The sequence below is a fragment of the Vibrio syngnathi genome, from assembly GCF_002119525.1.
GTDB classification, from domain to species: domain Bacteria; phylum Pseudomonadota; class Gammaproteobacteria; order Enterobacterales; family Vibrionaceae; genus Vibrio; species Vibrio syngnathi.
On the sequence record NZ_CP017916.1, the window covers coordinates 2,238,552 to 2,256,109 of the forward strand.

At 45.3% G+C, this 17,558-nt stretch carries 13 protein-coding genes and 7 tRNA genes; 11 read left to right on the top strand and 9 right to left on the bottom strand.

Going from position 1 to position 17,558, the window contains the following annotated elements; translation table 11 throughout:
• The first annotated feature begins 37 nt into the window (after positions 1-37).
• Entirely contained in the window at positions 38-1,105 is a 1,068-nt protein-coding gene (locus K08M4_RS10230) for a PLP-dependent cysteine synthase family protein (RefSeq protein ID WP_086049791.1), read from the top strand.
• Between the two features lie 91 nt (positions 1,106-1,196).
• On the opposite strand, the gene K08M4_RS10235 is transcribed toward K08M4_RS10230, so the two are convergent.
• The 3 genes from K08M4_RS10235 to K08M4_RS10245 form a co-directional block, all read right to left on the bottom strand.
• Positions 1,197-1,517: a DUF1244 domain-containing protein gene (locus tag K08M4_RS10235; RefSeq protein ID WP_198299284.1), complete on the bottom strand. Its 321-nt coding sequence runs from the start codon at positions 1,515-1,517 to the stop codon at positions 1,197-1,199.
• Positions 1,518-1,658: 141 nt separating this feature from the next.
• The gene (gene vexH / locus K08M4_RS10240; RefSeq protein ID WP_086049792.1) at positions 1,659-4,772 is read right to left on the bottom strand and encodes a vibriobactin export RND transporter permease subunit VexH; all 3,114 of its coding nucleotides are present in this window, start codon (positions 4,770-4,772) and stop codon (positions 1,659-1,661) included.
• Complete coding sequence (locus K08M4_RS10245) at positions 4,772-5,848, bottom strand: efflux RND transporter periplasmic adaptor subunit (RefSeq protein ID WP_029222602.1); 1,077 nt, start codon at positions 5,846-5,848, stop codon at positions 4,772-4,774. Before K08M4_RS10245 ends, vexH begins: the two co-directional genes overlap by 1 nt.
• Before the next feature lie 565 nt (positions 5,849-6,413).
• On the opposite strand from K08M4_RS10245, the gene K08M4_RS10250 reads away from it, so the two are divergent.
• From K08M4_RS10250 to K08M4_RS10280, 7 genes are all read left to right on the top strand, one after another.
• Positions 6,414-6,498 (top strand) — tRNA-Tyr (locus tag K08M4_RS10250).
• A 102-nt stretch (positions 6,499-6,600) separates the two neighbouring features.
• Positions 6,601-6,685: transfer RNA gene (locus tag K08M4_RS10255), tRNA-Tyr, on the top strand.
• A gap of 102 nt (positions 6,686-6,787) precedes the next feature.
• Positions 6,788-6,872, top strand: a tRNA-Tyr gene (locus tag K08M4_RS10260).
• A 102-nt stretch (positions 6,873-6,974) separates the two neighbouring features.
• A tRNA-Tyr gene (locus K08M4_RS10265) sits at positions 6,975-7,059 on the top strand.
• Positions 7,060-7,161: 102 nt separating this feature from the next.
• Positions 7,162-7,246 (top strand) — tRNA-Tyr (locus K08M4_RS10270).
• Positions 7,247-7,348: 102 nt separating this feature from the next.
• Positions 7,349-7,433: transfer RNA gene (locus tag K08M4_RS10275), tRNA-Tyr, on the top strand.
• 102 nt (positions 7,434-7,535) lie between these two features.
• A tRNA-Tyr gene (locus tag K08M4_RS10280) sits at positions 7,536-7,620 on the top strand.
• A gap of 459 nt (positions 7,621-8,079) precedes the next feature.
• Here the strand turns inward: K08M4_RS10280 and K08M4_RS10285 are convergent.
• Complete coding sequence (locus K08M4_RS10285) at positions 8,080-9,003, bottom strand: Tim44 domain-containing protein (protein WP_009847262.1); 924 nt, start codon at positions 9,001-9,003, stop codon at positions 8,080-8,082.
• Positions 9,004-9,200: 197 nt separating this feature from the next.
• Here K08M4_RS10285 and K08M4_RS10290 point away from each other — a divergent pair, with 197 nt between their 5' ends.
• The 3 genes from K08M4_RS10290 (at position 9,201) to K08M4_RS10300 (ending at position 12,740) form a co-directional block, all read left to right on the top strand.
• Entirely contained in the window at positions 9,201-9,791 is a 591-nt protein-coding gene (locus K08M4_RS10290) for a TetR/AcrR family transcriptional regulator (RefSeq protein ID WP_012604487.1), read from the top strand.
• A gap of 17 nt (positions 9,792-9,808) precedes the next feature.
• Positions 9,809-11,683 carry an MFS transporter gene (locus tag K08M4_RS10295; protein WP_086049793.1) on the top strand — a complete coding sequence of 625 codons (1,875 nt, stop codon included), beginning with the start codon at positions 9,809-9,811 and terminating at the stop codon, positions 11,681-11,683.
• Positions 11,684-11,819: 136 nt separating this feature from the next.
• A complete protein-coding gene (locus tag K08M4_RS10300; RefSeq protein ID WP_086049794.1) occupies positions 11,820-12,740 on the top strand; it encodes a YeiH family protein in 921 nt (306 codons plus the stop codon).
• 151 nt (positions 12,741-12,891) lie between these two features.
• Here K08M4_RS10300 and K08M4_RS22115 read toward each other — a convergent pair whose 3' ends face one another.
• The 5 genes from K08M4_RS22115 to menH form a co-directional block, all read right to left on the bottom strand.
• Positions 12,892-13,059 (bottom strand): hypothetical protein, encoded by a 168-nt coding sequence (locus tag K08M4_RS22115; RefSeq protein WP_009847266.1) that lies wholly within the window; start codon positions 13,057-13,059, stop codon positions 12,892-12,894.
• 156 nt (positions 13,060-13,215) lie between these two features.
• On the bottom strand, positions 13,216-14,646 hold the full coding sequence (gene menE, locus K08M4_RS10305; protein WP_086049795.1) for an o-succinylbenzoate--CoA ligase: 1,431 nt from the start codon (positions 14,644-14,646) through the stop codon (positions 13,216-13,218).
• Between the two features lie 52 nt (positions 14,647-14,698).
• The gene (gene menC / locus K08M4_RS10310; RefSeq protein ID WP_086049796.1) at positions 14,699-15,706 is read right to left on the bottom strand and encodes an o-succinylbenzoate synthase; all 1,008 of its coding nucleotides are present in this window, start codon (positions 15,704-15,706) and stop codon (positions 14,699-14,701) included.
• 75 nt (positions 15,707-15,781) lie between these two features.
• Positions 15,782-16,648 carry a 1,4-dihydroxy-2-naphthoyl-CoA synthase gene (menB, locus tag K08M4_RS10315; protein WP_010439547.1) on the bottom strand — a complete coding sequence of 289 codons (867 nt, stop codon included), beginning with the start codon at positions 16,646-16,648 and terminating at the stop codon, positions 15,782-15,784.
• 102 nt (positions 16,649-16,750) lie between these two features.
• Positions 16,751-17,551 (bottom strand): 2-succinyl-6-hydroxy-2,4-cyclohexadiene-1-carboxylate synthase, encoded by an 801-nt coding sequence (menH, locus tag K08M4_RS10320; protein WP_086049797.1) that lies wholly within the window; start codon positions 17,549-17,551, stop codon positions 16,751-16,753.
• Between the last annotated feature and the right edge of the window lie 7 nt (positions 17,552-17,558).

Consider the following 17,558-nt stretch of genomic DNA (forward strand, 5'->3'; position numbering starts at 1 on the left):
TTACAAAGAATTCCTACTCTCGATCAGGAGAACGCTTATGTGCACTGACCATCAATGGATTAACAACGCGATTCGTAAAATTGAAGCGGACTACCAACGCTCAGCGGATACGCACCTTATCAAGCTCGATCTACCCAGTATCGAAGGCATTGATGTTTACCTTAAAGATGAAAGCACACACCCTACAGGCTCTTTGAAACACCGTTTAGCGCGTTCTCTATTCTTATACGCTATCTGTAACGGTTGGGTTGGCCCAGAAACAACAATCATTGAGTCTTCATCAGGCAGCACAGCCGTGTCTGAAGCGTACTTCGCTCGTCTACTTGGCCTGCCGTTTATTGCGGTAATGCCTAAGTGCACAGCGAAGAAAAAAATTGAGCAGATTGAATTCTACGGCGGCCAAGCGCATCTTGTTGACCGCTCAGATGAAATTTACGATGAGTCTCGTCGTTTAGCAGAAGAGCTGAATGGTCACTACATGGACCAATTTACTTATGCTGAGCGCGCAACTGACTGGCGTGGTAACAACAACATCGCGAACTCCATTTTCAATCAAATGCAGATGGAAGATCACCCTGTTCCAGCGTGGGTAGTAATGAGCCCAGGTACTGGCGGTACTTCTGCAACTATCGGCCGCTTCATTCGCTACCAACAGCATGAAACTAAGCTTTGTGTTGTCGACCCTGAGAACTCTGTATTCCACGAATACTTCCAAACCGGCAATGCGAACGTGAAAGGCAATACATTCAGCAAGATTGAAGGCATTGGTCGCCCACGAGCAGAACCAAGCTTCATTTCTGGTGTGGTTGACGAAATGCGTAAAATCCCAGACGCAGCAAGTATCGCAACTACGCATTGGTTGTCTGACATTCTTGGCCGTAAGGTGGGCGCATCAACCGGCACCAACATGTACGGTGTGCTTCAGCTAGCCAGTGAAATGAAAGCGCGTGGTGAGAAAGGTTCGATCGTGACTTTGCTATGTGATAGCGGCGAGCGTTACCTAGACACTTACTTCAATGATGAGTGGGTAAATCTGAATATCGGTGACCTACAACCTTATGCAGCGAAGTTAGAAGCTTTCTCGCAAACAGGTGAGTTGGCTTAACCACAGAGTAAGCACCGGCGCCAAAATTAAAAAGAGCCCTTGATGGGCTCTTTTTTGTTTGTTCTGTTAATCAATCACTAACGAGAACAAATTATTCTGGCTTCTGCTTCGCTTCAAACGCCGCTAGTTGTTCTGGCGTTGCTTTTGGCTGGTGGTTTTGCTTCCACTCATCGTAAGTCATGCCGTACACGCGCTCACGAGCATCATCGATATCTAAGTCTAGCCCTTGTTGCTCAGCTTCTGCTTTGTACCACTTGCTGAAACAGTTACGGCAGAAACCCGCTAAGATCATCAGGTCGATGTTCTGCACATCTTTATTATCATCTAAGTGTGCTAACAAGCGACGGAAGGTTGCTGCATCTAGCTTGTCTTGTGCTTCTTGAGAAAGATCTTTGTATTTAAATTCAGCCACTTTACTTTCCTTTATTCGGTTTATTGTATTAATTCGTTGAACTCTGCTTGTTATACAAAAAAAGCCTGCCATTCGCTAGGAGCAAACGCAGGCTTTTCAATATTGTTACACTATTGCATGTTCATTAGCCGTGCGTGTTCATTAACCGTGACTGCTTCTTCCCACGTTATCGTGGCTTAGCTCTTTATTTAGAACCGCTTCCACATGACCCGGAGAGCGTGTTGAGCCAGAAATCAGTCGGTACATCGCAGGGATTACGAACAGAGTAACCAAAGTTGCAAAGCCCATACCGAAGAAGATAACCGTACCCACTGCCACTCGGCTTTCATAGCCTGCGCCCGTTGAAGTAATTAATGGGATTGCACCGGCTAGTGTGGTAAACGCCGTCATCAAGATTGGACGTAAACGTCGAGCCGAAGCATCAATGATCGCCTTTTCAAACTCAATACCACGATCTCGAAGTTGGTTGGCAAACTCCACGATCAAGATGCCGTTTTTGGTCACCATACCGATCAACATGATCATACCGATCTGGCTGTAGACGTTGAGCCCTTGGCTCATCAACATCAAGCCTAAGAAGCCACCAAAGATACCCATAGGTACGGTGAACATCACCACCAGCGGGTTGATGAAGCTTTCAAACTGCGCCGCAAGTACCAAGTACGCGACCAACATCGCTAGCGCGAACACCACGAGAATACTCGATTGGTTCTCTTTGAAGTCTTTGGACTCGCCAGAGTAGCTCACTGAAATATCGCCTGGTAGCTTCTCGATCGCTTGTTCATCAAGGAAATCCAAAGCATCACCCAGCGTGTAACCTTCCATTAAGTTCGCTTTAATGGTGACCGATTTCTGCTTGTTGTAGTGCGATAAACGAATCGAGGATGCCACTTCTTCAATGTGCGTCAACGTATCGAGTGTAACCAGCTCACCAGACTGAGTTCGCATGTAGATTTGGCTCAAGTCATTAGCATTATTAAAGCTGTTCTCATCACCACGCAGGTATACGTCATACTCTTCACCACGGTCAACGAAAGTGGTTTCACTACGGCCGCCAAGCATGATTTCTAACGTGTCCGAAATATCCGATACGCTCACACCCAGCTCAGCTGCACGTTGCTTATCTACGGTTACTAATAACTCTGGTGTTTTCTCAGAGTAATCGATGTCCGCGCCTTCCATCATTGGAGAGTCTTCAGCCGCTTGCTTTAACAGTTCGCCCCACTTCTGAAGCTCAGAGTAATCAGAGCCACCCAGTACGAATTGCACAGGCTCACTTGAACCACCTTTGAAGCCCGGCATGAACGGGAATACACGTACATCAGGAATACCATTTAAAGATTTACGTACTTCGTTCAACGCTTCCTGAGCGGTTTCATCACGTTCATCCCAATCTTCCAGGATCATGATAACGAAGCCCGTTTGGTCGCCCGCATTGCCACCAAACGCTGGCGATTGAATACTGAATGACTTCAAGAAACCTTGACCAAGCAGCGGCATTAGGCGCTCTTCAACGATGTCCATATTGGCAGACATACGGTTGTAACTGGTTGCATCAGCACCACGAACAAACGCAAAGATAACACCACGGTCTTCTTGAGGAGTCAGTTGCGAAGGCACTTGTTGCATCAAACCATAGCTACCACCTATACACGCAATAATGATCACGGGAGCTGCCCAACGCCAATTTAGAGCACGGCGCAATACCGCTTTGTATCCAGCTTCTAGCTTGCCAAACACACGTTCTACAAATCGATTGAAGCGATTTGGTTTCACGTTCGCTTTCAGGATCTTACTACCCAGAACCGGCGTTAACGTTAATGCTACGACAGACGAGAAAATCACTGACATAGCCAACAGTACCGAGAACTCCGTAAACAAAAGACCGACCATGCCATCCATGAACGAGATTGGCAGGAATACCATCACCAATACAAGCGTTGTTGCGATTACCGCGAATCCTACTTCACGCGTCCCTTTATAAGCCGCAAGCAGTGGCGATTCACCACGTTCAATGTGGTGGAAGATGTTCTCAACCACTACGATAGCGTCATCAACCACCAGACCTATAGACAGAATCAGTGCCATCAAGGTGATTAGGTTAATAGAGAAACCAAAGTAGTAAGCCGCAATAAACGACGAGATTAGCGACACAGGAACGGTTACCGCTGGAATCAGTGTTGCACGGGCTTGGCCAATGAAGACGTAAAGCACGAGGATAACCAACCCCCCCGTAATAAAGAGTGTGCTATAAACCTCTGAGATCGAGCGGTCGATAAAGACAGTGGAGTCATAGTCAACAGCCAAGCGAGTTCCGTCAGGCAAGAACTTTTGAATCGCCTCAACTTCTTTATGGACTAAGTCAGCCACCTCAAGTGGGTTAGCATCTGACTGAGGCACAATCCCCATACTAACGTTAACAACGCCGTCACTCTTAAAGGTCGAGTTCTCGTTTTCTGCGCCAATGTACACATCCGCTACGTCTTTTAAGTAGATAGGTGTGTTATCAGAGGCTCGTTTTACCACTAGGTATTCGAAATCTTCCGCTTCAGTGTACGAACGAGCGGTACGAACCGACATCACAATCGCATCGTTACGTACTTCACCACCTGGGCTTTCAATGTTCTCACTGTTTAACGCAGAAGTGATGTCTGAGGTAGTAACACCACGGCCAGCCATCTGAGCAGGTTTCAGCTTCACGTACATTACTTTGTACAAGCCACCTGAGATATCCACTGAGCTCACGCCCGAGATCAAACTAAAGCGGTCAATCAACACACGTTCGGTGTAGTCGGTTAACTGCGTTCGGTCCATCTCTGTCGAACTTAAATTGATGTAAACCGACGCTTCACCACTACCGTTGTTCTTATAAACGATTGGATCATCAGCTTCATCGGGCAACGAACGCTGAGCACGCGCTACGGCATCACGAACATCACTGACACCAGTATTGAGGTCGTAACCAAGCTCAAAGGTAATCGTGATACGCGACATACCGTTACGCGTTGTGGATTCGATCTCATCGATACCACTGATGCCGGATAACTGGTCTTCAAGATTGGAGGTTATTTGACTTTCAATGATGGTGGCAGACGCACCCTCATAACGAGTACTGATCGATACCACCGGGCTTTCAATATCAGGCATCTCACGAACTGCAAGCTTATTGAAAGAGACAATACCAAACACAACCAAAAGCAGACTCAATACGACAGCCGCTACTGGTCTCTTTACAGAAACATCAGATAACAACATTAGTTAGCGCCTTCTTGTGCTGCTGTATTTTCATCTAGTTTAGCTGGGCGATTAACGGCAAGCTCTTGAACCAAGACTCCGTCACGCATGTTCACGATACCTTGCACCACGATCTTCTGGCCAATCTCGATGCCCTTGTCGATCACAACTTCGTTATCGATTCGTGCACCCAAGAACACTTCGGTACGAGTCGCCTTGTTATCTTCGCCAATAACATAGACGAAACGCTTAGTACCAGAATACTCAAGCGCTTGAACTGGGATAATCGGCGCTTCTACAGGAGGGAAATCCATATCAGCTGCCACTAGCATGCCCGGCTTTAGGTAATCATTATTGTTGTCAAAGTGGATTCGAACTCGAAGGTTCAAGGTTTCAGCATTAATACGAGAATCAATACCTACCACTGTGCCAGTGAACTGAGTCTCGCCCCACGCACTGGTGCGAGCCGTCACTGTCATGCCTTTAGACAGCTTAGAAAGGTAACGCTCAGGAATTTGAAGATCTAACTGCATCACAGACAAATCATCTAAAGTCACAAGCTCAGTACCTGCTGTCACCATTTTTCCGCGGCTAAAGTCGATAAAACCGACCGTGCCAGAGAAAGGCGCGCTGATGTGTAAATCTTTAAGATTGGCATTGGCGGCAGCTAGGCGAGCATTGGCGATCTCTACATTAGTTTTCTGAGCGTCAATTTCAGTTTGCGTGATCGCGTTGCGTTTCACTAGTCGTTGGAATTCCGCTAGCTTACGTTGCTCGTCTTTTAGGTACGCTTGCGCTTCTGCAACTGCAGCTTTTGCTTTGTCGTCATCTAATTGAACCAACATCTGCCCTTTGGTGACATCTTGATTGGCTTTGATGTTGATAGAGTCAACTCTGCCCGCTACTTCAGAGGTAATGATCACAGATTGTTCTGCTTCTAACTTACCTACCAAAGAAAGAGATTGGCTAACTTGGTGAATATCAACTTGCTCAGTAACAACAGTGACGGTGCTAGGGCCCATGCGTTTAGCTAGTGCGGCTGGAGACGCCATAAGAATAGACAAGCTAAGCAGGGTTAAAACAGATTTATGCTTCATAATAATGGTCTGCAAGTAAGGTTTATACCAATCACAGTAGGTAAGTGGTCAGAAATAGCTTAGGGAAAAAGCTTGAGAACAAGGCGGCTCTTTTCAACAGATAGTTTCGATAAGTAGTTATTCTACAATCAAAATTGTTGACGCTGTTCTCGAGTATTTTAACAAGCTAGAATGACAAGTTACTTACTACGATTGGTATTATTATCTATAAATGAAATTAACCGTATTCTATCAACTGATGAATGCTGTAACGTCAAGAAGTGTAAATCTAGATTAAATTCCATTTACGTTTCTTGGCGAATTGCACAAACCAAACACAATGTAGAAAGCGAGTTACCTCAAGGTGTTACCTATCACTACGTAAACCTTAGTACAGATGTTCACTTCACGAGCAATATGCGTACTTTTCGCCATCTTTGCCCAAAAAGGCAGCATTTAACACAAAACCATAAGAAAAACCCTTTACAGGTTTAACGTGTTTGCTATGATGCGCTCCGCACTTGAGAGATGCGTTGGGAAAAACATCTCTTTAGCCTATCCATTATGAGTTAGGAAAAAACACCCTGGAGGGGTTCCCGAGTGGCCAAAGGGAGCAGACTGTAAATCTGCCGGCACTGCCTTCGATGGTTCGAATCCGTCTCCCTCCACCATATTCTTCTTACCTCTTTCGAGAGTTAAGAGAACAACCTAGTTGATGGGCTTATGGGAAAACATCAATTTAGGCTTACTTTGTGAAAAGTAAGACACACCCTGGAGGGGTTCCCGAGTGGCCAAAGGGAGCAGACTGTAAATCTGCCGGCACTGCCTTCGATGGTTCGAATCCGTCTCCCTCCACCATATTCTTCTTACCTCTTTCGAGAGTTAAGAGAACAACCTAGTTGATGGGCTTATGGGAAAACATCAATTTAGGCTTACTTTGTGAAAAGTAAGACACACCCTGGAGGGGTTCCCGAGTGGCCAAAGGGAGCAGACTGTAAATCTGCCGGCACTGCCTTCGATGGTTCGAATCCGTCTCCCTCCACCATATTCTTCTTACCTCTTTCGAGAGTTAAGAGAACAACCTAGTTGATGGGCTTATGGGAAAACATCAATTTAGGCTTACTTTGTGAAAAGTAAGACACACCCTGGAGGGGTTCCCGAGTGGCCAAAGGGAGCAGACTGTAAATCTGCCGGCACTGCCTTCGATGGTTCGAATCCGTCTCCCTCCACCATATTCTTCTTACCTCTTTTAAGAGTTAAGAGAACAACCTAGTTGATGGGCTTATGGGAAAACATCAATTTAGGCTTACTTTGTGAAGAGTAAGACACACCCTGGAGGGGTTCCCGAGTGGCCAAAGGGAGCAGACTGTAAATCTGCCGGCACTGCCTTCGATGGTTCGAATCCGTCTCCCTCCACCATATTCTTCTTACCTCTTTCGAGAGTTAAGAGAACAACCTGATTGATGGGCTTATGGGAAAACATCAATTTAGGCTTACTTTGTGAAAAGTAAGACACACCCTGGAGGGGTTCCCGAGTGGCCAAAGGGAGCAGACTGTAAATCTGCCGGCACTGCCTTCGATGGTTCGAATCCGTCTCCCTCCACCATATTCTTCTTACCTCTTTCGAGAGTTAAGAGAACAACCTAGTTGATGGGCTTATGGGAAAACATCAATTTAGGCTTACTTTGTGAAAAGTAAGACACACCCTGGAGGGGTTCCCGAGTGGCCAAAGGGAGCAGACTGTAAATCTGCCGGCACTGCCTTCGATGGTTCGAATCCGTCTCCCTCCACCATATTCTCCTTAATTGGAAAATCGAAAAGCCAACTCATTGAGTTGGCTTTTTTCGTTTCTGAGCTTTGTATCCTTCTAAACGTGTCTTTCTAAACACGGTCCTCAACTTACACCAACCCAATACTGCAAAAAAGACTAAGCGAACTAGCCTATTCAAACATCAGTGATCCCACACTTCAACATGACGCTCACAAACCAGATAAGCAACGCAGCCTAAGCAATTGGTCGATACATGTTCTTTGTCGGTTCACCACGTGTTAGTCATATTGGCATTGTCCCGTGAGTCTAAAACTCTTCTCCCCTCCCCAAAAAAAGCTCAAAGCCAATTTCCCTGCTGCGACTTACAGATACCTATCATTAGACACAAAAAATCCCCTGCTGATTTCTCAGCAGGGGATTTAAATTATTTGCCGTTATTCCGAATAACTACATCATATTGATGTTTAGTTAAATCGTGGAATTAACCTTGAATACCAACAATTAACCAAGGTGCATTTTGAGTCGTTAGGTCACGCTCTAAGTGCCAGATATCAGTGATATCTTCTTCAATGCCGTCTGCGGTGTCACGGTAGCGACCGCTAAACTGAAGGCTTAGCTGTGCTTTACTACCATCGTGGTCTGCGCGAACGATTTCAGCATCAACGTACATTACGTCTGTGTGCTGATCACCGTCTAGCTTGTTACGCTCAGCTTTAAGGTCTTCAAATAGGCTTGGAGATACGTATTCTTCAATCGTGTTTAGCTCGTTGTGATTCCATGCACCTTGCAGTGTACGGTAGTGCTCACGAGAACCGTTGATGAATGCCGCTTGATCAAAACCTGGTGGGTAGTTATGTGGAACATCGCTTTGTGCACCAAAACCGAAACCACCAGCGCTATTTTGCGAATGAGGTTGTGATTGAGGCTGTGCTTGCTCGAAGTTATGAACATTTGGTTGTTGCTTAGGTTGTTCAAACTTGTTCTGACCCATGCCGCCGAATGCTGGCTGTTGGCCACGTGCATTCTGCTGATTCATTGAGCCCTGCTTCGCACCCAGCATTCCGCGTAGGAATTTAAACGCTAGGAAAGCAATCAGACCCATGATCAGAATATCCATGAACTGGATACCTTCAAATGCGCCACCAAAGAATGCAGCTAAAAGACCACCAGCAAGTAAACCACCTAGCAGACCGCCCATAAGGCCTTTCTTGCTAGAGTTAGCTGCTGCTGTTTTCTTGCCCGTTTGATCTTGTCGGATCGAATTTGTGTTTTGTTGTTTTGGTGCTGGAGCCGTTTTAAAGCTTTTGCCAAATGACTTACCACCACCAAACTTTTTCGCTTCCGCGATTGGCGTCACCGCGACTGTTACCAACAGGATCGCGACTAGTGAGAAAAATCGTTTCATTATTATCCTTTATAGGTTTTTTTATCTTTCGACACCTTAATCATACTCGTTAACAAAGAACAATGAAATATTCACGACGTTTACACATGTATCATAATATTGCGGCTATTAATTGATTACTAAACTAGTGAAGGGATTGACGGCACTCTGGGGCAGCATTAAAATATTGAACGATGTTCATTTAATAGAAAGTACTCATGGCAAGACGAAACGATCATACTCGCGAACAATTAGTGCAATTAACCTTAAAGACGGTAACCGACTTCTTAGAAGAGCACTCTTATCACGAGCTAAGTCTACGTAAAATTGCCAATATGATTGGTTATGTCCCTAGCACCTTGGTGAATGTATTTGGTAACTACAACCTACTCCTTTTACACGTTGTTGCTCAAACATTAGATGAACTGTCGTCCCAATCTGCTTCTGCGGTTGAACAATCGAGCAACCCTCAACAGGCTCTTTTCAATCTTGCATACTGCTATCACGATTTTGCACAAAAACACCCTCACCGTTGGCAGCTTATCTTTGAGCACAACATGAATGGTGAAAACCTTCCTGAATGGCAATCGAACCGTATTGATAGAATGACAGGTATGTTAGAGCAATTGCTGGTAGCTATTGCGCCTGAACACACAGAAAGCGAAGTCATTAAAGCCAGCCGTGTATTATGGTCTGGAGTACATGGAATTACTCTACTTAGCGTTGATGATAAATTTTTCGCCTCTGAACCTATCGATGGTAAAGAGTTGATCAATAACCTAATCTCAAACTACTTAACCAACTGGTAATCATCCAAGGAAAGACAATGAACAACAGCAGCCAATCTTCGCTGTTAACGCAAAAAAGGTTCCTACCCTACTTTATTACTCAATTTCTAGGCGCCTTTAATGACAACATATTCAAAAATGTTCTGTTACTGTTTGTTGCTTTCGCGAGCGTAGATACGCTGCCTATTTCCAGCAACCTATTCATTAATTTGGCCGCTGGTCTTTTCATTCTGCCCTTCTTCCTATTTTCTGCTTTGGCTGGTGTACTGGCTGACAAATACGAAAAATCTTGGTTTATACGTAAAGTTAAGCTCCTTGAAGTAGCGATCATGTCACTGGGTGCGATCGGGTTTATCTACGAAAGCTACGGGATACTACTCCTACTTCTGTTCCTAATGGGAACGCAAAGTGCCTTCTTTGGCCCGGTGAAATACGCACTGCTTCCACAACAGTTAGAAACAAAAGAACTGGTATCCGGCAACGCTTTAGTCGAAACCGGCACATTCTTAGCCATCCTTATTGGTACTTTAGGCGCCGGTATTATTGCATCTGAAGAAAGCGCGAAGCTCATTGCTGCGGTATGTATTGTTTCTTTCGCCGTGCTTGGCTATGTATCAAGCTGCTTTATTCCACAAGCGCCGAGTAACGCACCAGATCTGAAAGTGAAGTGGCAGCCAGTAAAGCTAACCCGCGCGACACTGGCGATTGCAAAAAAAGATCGCCCAACGTTTCAAGCTCTGATGTCTATCAGCTGGTTCTGGTTCCTTGGCGCTGCTTATCTAACTCAGTTTCCAAACTTCACAAAGCTCCACTTGAACGGTACTGAAAGCTCGGTTGCCTTTTTGTTAGCTCTTTTCTCGGTCGGTATTGCGATAGGTTCTTTGGCTTGCGATAAGTTGTCAAATCACAGAATTGAAATCGGCATCGTACCAATGGGTAGCCTAGGTATGTCGATTTTTGGGCTATTGATGGCGATATCCATTCCTGAGTCCTTGCCTGAATTTACCTCTTTCCATCAATTCATGACGTATTCAGAGCTGTGGCCGCTGTTTACTTATCTTCTGCTATTAGGTATCTCTGGCGGTATCTTCATTGTTCCTCTGTATTCTCTGATGCAGTTTCGAGCGAAACCAGATGAACGCGCTCAAGTGATTGCCGGGCTCAACATTTACAATTCACTATTCATGGTGGGAAGCGCCGTTTTGGGTATTGTTTGCCTGAGTGTTCTCGATCTTTCTATTCCACAGCTGTTTGTGTTGCTCGCGATAGGGAATACTTTGGTTATGCTGTACCTGTTTTATCAGGTGCCTATCTACGCTTTCCGTTTCTTTACATGGGTGGTCACTCACACCATGTACCGAGTTAAGCACAAGAACTTACACCATCTTCCAGAGAATGGCGGCGCACTGATTGTTTGCAACCATGTGAGTTATATGGATGCACTGCTTCTGAGTGCGGTTTGCCCTCGCTTGATTCGGTTTGTGATGGAAGAGGATTACGCCAAACTGCCTCCACTACGTCGATTCTTAAAAAGAGCAGGGGTTATTCCAATCTCCGCAACCAACCGAAACTCGATTAGAAACGCTTTCAAAGAAGTTGAACGAGCCCTAGATGAAGGGCACATCGTCTGTATTTTCCCTGAAGGCAAGCTAACCGCTGATGGCGAAGTAGCCGAATTCATGCGTGGCATGGAGCTGATTATTAAACGTTCTCCTGTGCCTGTCATTCCAATGGCACTTAAAGGGTTATGGGGCAGCTACTTCAGTCGTTATAAAGGTCAAGCTTTCAAGGGGCTACCGACCCGCTTCCGGGCCAAGTTAGAGATAGAAGCTGGCGAACCAATACTTGCGAAAGAAGCTTCATGCAACACTCTTCGACAGTCAGTCTCTGATCTTCGCGGATCGCTACGCTAGGCAACCCTTTATTCATATCAACTGAACAAACGTTTAGTTTTACTTAACGTTTGTTCAATTCATTTAGACTTACTTACCACTTAGTTAAACGTATAGTGGCCCCATTACAATAACGTCAAACAAGACTCTAAAAACAATGAATATAAAAAAGTCTGTTCCATTTTATCTTGCTGCACTGTTTTGCTTAACGCCATGGGTAAGCTCACCAACCGCCCTCGTCATCGGTTTCCTACTTGCTAGTTTAGGTTTAGTGCCTGAACATTTGGAAGTCGGAAAACTCACCAAAAAGCTACTGGCCTATTCTATTGTCGGTTTGGGCTTTGGCATTCAGTTTGAAAAAGCATTAGCAGTGACAGGCGATGGGATTGGTTTAATTGTCACGACCATCATTGGTACGTTGGTGATTGGTTGGTTCTTAGCGAAACGAATGGGACTGGATCGCACCACGGGGTACCTTATTTCTTCAGGCACCGCGATTTGTGGTGGTAGCGCTATCGCAGCCGTAGCCCCCGCGATTAAAGCCGACGATGAACAAATTGGCTTAGCATTAGCCACAGTATTCGTATTGAACTCAATCGCCCTATTCTTGTTCCCGATGATTGGCCATGCACTAGAGTTAAGCCAACAAACTTTCGGAACATGGGCTGCCATCGCGATTCATGATACCTCCTCTGTAGTCGGCGCAGCATCAGCATATGGCGAAGAAGCTCTGACCACAGCGACAACGTTGAAGCTCGCTCGCGCACTCTGGATCATCCCAATCGCGTTAGTCAGTGCAATGATCTTCAAGAACGATCAAAAGAAGATTACGATTCCTTACTTCATTTTCTTCTATTGCGCTGCTATTGCTGTTAGTGACTTGCTGCCACAATTTGAGATGGTCTACCAAGGGATCTTTGATGTGTCCAAACGCGCGTTGGTTGTGTGTCTGTTCTTAATTGGCTGTGGTATTTCTGTAGAGAAGTTAAAAGCAGCAGGGCCGAAGCCATTGATGTTTGGTATTACGATGTGGACGATGATTTCGACGGGTTCTTTGGCGTGGTTAACCCTTGCTTAGTTCGCAAAGAAACGCTTTAGCTGGTTGTTCGGTTACCTAGACACTCAGATTAGCGAGCAACAAAACAAAAAGGCAAAGCTCCTATGGGCTTTACCCCTATCGTTTTTAGTGAAAATATCGTTTGTAGTAAAGATATTCTTTGTTGCAACAATCACAAATCAAACAGGGGCTTATCACTCTTCTTGCTCTCTCTTTTCATTAAAACAAGTACCACAACCAGCACAAATGCAGTGAGTTCAGCCAATGAACGAGTCAGTCCTGACGAAACGAGCGCTTGGCCTATTTGCAGCAAAACCGCAATGATGAGGGCAACTTTCATAATAAGACCTTATTCTATAATCCATTATTTATAGGGCTTATTATGATGGATGGTTATAAAGATAATAAATTCTGTTTTGAACTATCTAATTGCTAAATTAACTAACCGTCTTCCAATCTAGCAAACAACACACACCTTCCTGATACTTTCGGCCTTTTAGTTCCTATGCTGCAACACCCAAGATGCTAAACCTGCTCTCGATACTTTGATCCCCTGCTGTTCTTGCTCTGGCATCTGATAATACTCGATAGGAAACTTAAATCGCTCTAGGCTCCCTTGTAACTGTTCTGCAAACCACTCTATGGTAGGTAGTTCATCACAGTCGACGATCGCAATCGGTCTAAAGCCAAATTCACTGTCTTCAACAGGAACCACAAAGGCTTGTTTAACTTCAGGTAATTGGTTGAGTGCTTGTTCAATTTCCTCACAGTGAATATTCTCACCACCAGAAATAAACTGATTATCAGCGCGACCAATAATCGACACTTGTTCGCCATCCCATACGCCGAGGTCTTTACTGTCGAACCAACCGTTCTCATCCACCAGCGGTGTTAACTCGCCCTGATAGTAATAACCAGAAGCAAGCGTATTGCCGCCAATAAAGATACGTTGTTTTTCAATTTTTAGTTGGCGATGGTTAAGGATAAAGCCGGCCGTACTACTGGCATCAATGGGCTTCGCAGTCACTGTTGAAGCCGCTTCTGTCATGCCGTATCCAAGCCATGTTTCGATACCCATTTGTTGAGCTTCAAGCCCTAGCGCTTCTGGGATGTGGCTACCGCCTAAAAGCACATGAGTTAAAGTAAGTGCTTGCTTACTCTGCAATAACCTATGTAGTTGAGTAGCCACTAAAGAGGCATGACTGCAACCTTCTATATCGGTTTCGAGCTGACCTGACCCAATTTTGATGCAGCCACCAGCCGCCAACCAACGATGAACTATCGCCAATCCCGACACATGGTACATAGGCAAACTCAGTAGCCAAGTATCGTCTTGTTGATAACAAAACACCTCAAGTAACCCGACCGCCGAATGTAAGTGCTGCTGCAACGTATGCGCCACGGCTTTCGGGTTTCCGGTAGAGCCAGAAGTGAATACGATGCTCGCTAAAGATTGAGGATTAAAGTTAGGATTTTGCGGTGTTGTTGGTTTGTCATCACCATCGACCTTAACTTCGTTCAAGCAAGGTAACGTCACCAATACAGTCTTGAGGTCAACAGCATCAGAATGATCTAACCCACAGCTATCTAATAGCCAAAGGTAACGTCTGTCTAGCTGACCATAGAGGGATTCAAGTTTCTGCGTTAAACGAGCTGCTGGCTGATGCATGGTAAACGCACAAACCACCCCCAAATTGAGTGCGGCAAGGTAAACGGGGATCACTTCAGCTTGATTCTTACCAACAATTGTCAGTACATCACCTTCAGATAGGCCTTGCTGAGATAGCTGTCGTTGGTACTCACTCACCAGCAGAGACACTTGCTGCCAAGTATAAGCGTGATTAGGAGTCACTAACGCTATTTGATGTGGGTTCTGCTGCGCCCACTGTACCCAGAGCGAGTAATGATTAGATTGTGGGCGCATCATAAGATAACCAAGTTAAAGATCGAGAACGGCTTAAGCCAATCGAGCAATCGGCCTAAGAAGACCAAATCAATTGCTGCTGTTCAAGCGTTGAAACTGGAAGCGGACAACCTGGCCAAGAGACTTCTAGCTGTTGCTGATACAAGCCAATCGTATCCAACCCTGGAACTTCATTAGGTAAGTATTGTTGTGCCAATCGCGCAATCTGAGTTAAGCCAAGGCTCGACTCAATACTTGAGCTTAAAACAGGCTTAATACCAAGTTGCTGTGCGCGTTCAATGATTGCAACACAACGTTCTACCGAGCCAATCAAGGTAGGTTTAATCACTACCGCTTTAACACCTGTTAAGTCGCTTAAATCAAACTCTGGATTACGCACTGCCTCTTGCAGGGTTTCATCCCACGCAATCGCTACACCGTGGTCAATTGCGAACGCCAAGCTATCTTCTGGCTTTTGGCAAGGCTCTTCAATAAAGCTGATGCGCTGACGCAGTGACGGCGAAATGTACTTAATGAACTGCTTGGCTTTTTCTGGTTTCCACGCACGGTTAGCATCAAGTCTTAGAGTCAAATCCGGAATCGACTCAAGGAATAAACTGACAAGCATGCCATCACGGATCGCTTCATAAAGGCCAACTTTTACCTTAGCAACCTTCTCGCCTTCCATCTCATTGAGCACAGGGATCAACTCATCTGGATCGCCAGTACACAAAGGCGCAGCTTGATAGTTACCTTCAGCGTTGAGTTCACCTCGTAATTCCATCATCGCCATCGAAAAACCGAAGGCAACAGAAGGATATAACTCATCAAAAGGCGTTTGAGGGTTATTGTGGCTCCAAAGCTCTAATTCATGCTGAAGCTGAATACCAGCTTGCTCAGCATCTTCTTGGCTAAAACCAGGCAAAGGCGCGACTTCACCAAAACCAGTCTTACCATCACACTCAAGTTGAATGATATAGCCAACACGCTCGTTCAGCTTATTATCACGTAGCACCACACCGCTATCCATAGGTAATTGATAACGATAGAGTTTAGCGTGACGCTGAGAATTCACTGAGTTCATAAAGTTTCCTAAAAAACGGGGAACATCAAAACAAAACGAGCCGCTATTAGCGACTCATTTTAAAGAAGAAAAAGACTATGGGTTACGCGGGAACTTGTCGAAGTCCGGTCGACGTTTCTCGTTGAATGCGTTGCGGCCTTCTTGGCCTTCCTCTGTCATGTAGAACATCATGGTTGCATTACCCGCCAACTCTTGAAGACCAGCTTGGCCGTCACAGTCTGCGTTTAGTGCGGCTTTCAAGCAACGCAGCGCCATTGGGCTGTGTTGAAGAACTTCACGACACCAACGAACCGTTTCTTTTTCTAGGTCAGCAACAGGCACGACTGTGTTTACTAGACCCATGTCCAATGCTTCTTGTGCATCGTAGAAACGACACAGGAACCAAATTTCACGCGCTTTCTTTTGACCAACGATACGAGCCATGTAAGAAGCACCCCAACCGCCATCGAATGAACCCACTTTAGGACCCGTCTGACCGAACTGCGCGTTTTCAGCGGCAATAGTCAGGTCTGCCATCATGTGAAGTACATGACCGCCACCCACTGCCCAGCCAGATACCGCTGCGATAACTGGTTTTGGACAAGTACGAATTTGGCGTTGGAAATCAAGTACGTTCAAGTGGTGAGTACCTGAATCATCTTGATAGCCGCCGTAGTCACCACGGATACTTTGGTCACCACCAGAACAGAACGCCTTCTCACCAAGCCCCGTCAAAATGATCACGCCTACTTTCTCGTCGTAACGAGCGTCAGCCAGTGCATTGATCATCTCTTTTACGGTTTGTGGACGGAACGCATTGTGCACTTGAGGACGCGCAATCGTGATTTTCGCAATACCATCGTCAGACTTATGGTATTGAATATCTTCAAATTGACTGCTTTCATCGCGCCAGTTAACGGCTGCGTAAAGTTCTTCTTCTGTGATGCCTACTGTTTTAGCCATGGTGATTCCCATTGTTCTATTAGAGACCACGACTAACGAATAGTCGTGACGGTGTTGCTCTGCTTTTGATAGTGCTTGATACGAAAGAATCGCTCAGTCAGATTAACGACGACTGGCGATACATTGAATTATCAGGTTGGAAAACAGCTCTGGTTGCTCGAAATGAACATTATGACCAGCGTGATCGACCTGACTATATTCAAAACCACTATTTTCAGCTAGCTCCATGAATTTACGATCTTTTTCTCCACATACATAATGCAATAAATGCTCATGAGATTTCAATGTGGCACGTAAATCTGGTTGCTTAGCTAACGATGTAGATAACAACATATTTGCTACGGATACTCCAAGGTTACCACTACGCTTTATGACCAAAGTTTGTCTTTGCTCATGATTTAGTGAAGAAAAGATGCTTTGTTGATACCAATCGTCTAAAACATCTTCAATCGACTGCTGTGCAAAGCGAACTGCCCACTGCGTATCATGTACTAACCTTTGTGCTCTCTCTTCATCGCACTCCAAACCAAAGTTACCACCTTCAATGATGACTTTCTCTAGGTTAAGCGTCTCGAAGCAAGGGCTTGTCACCCCATACATAGCAAGCCTCCCCCCCATAGAGTAGCCGATCATCACGATAGGATAATTATCAGGAAGGTTGTTGAGCGCCAGTTGAGATGTGATGCACTGGACAATTTTATTGCAGCAATGGTCAAAGCCTACCGGATCAGTAAAGCGGCTTTGTCCGTGTCCGGGCAAATCTATGCAAAGACGAGGAAAATCCTCGAGGAATGGATGACATGCACTCCAATCATCCCCGCTTCCGAGTAAACCATGTAAAAAAACAAGCAAAGGTTTGTCAGAAGATTTTTGTACCGCTGGGTAATAATTGGAGTAAAGCATGTAAAGT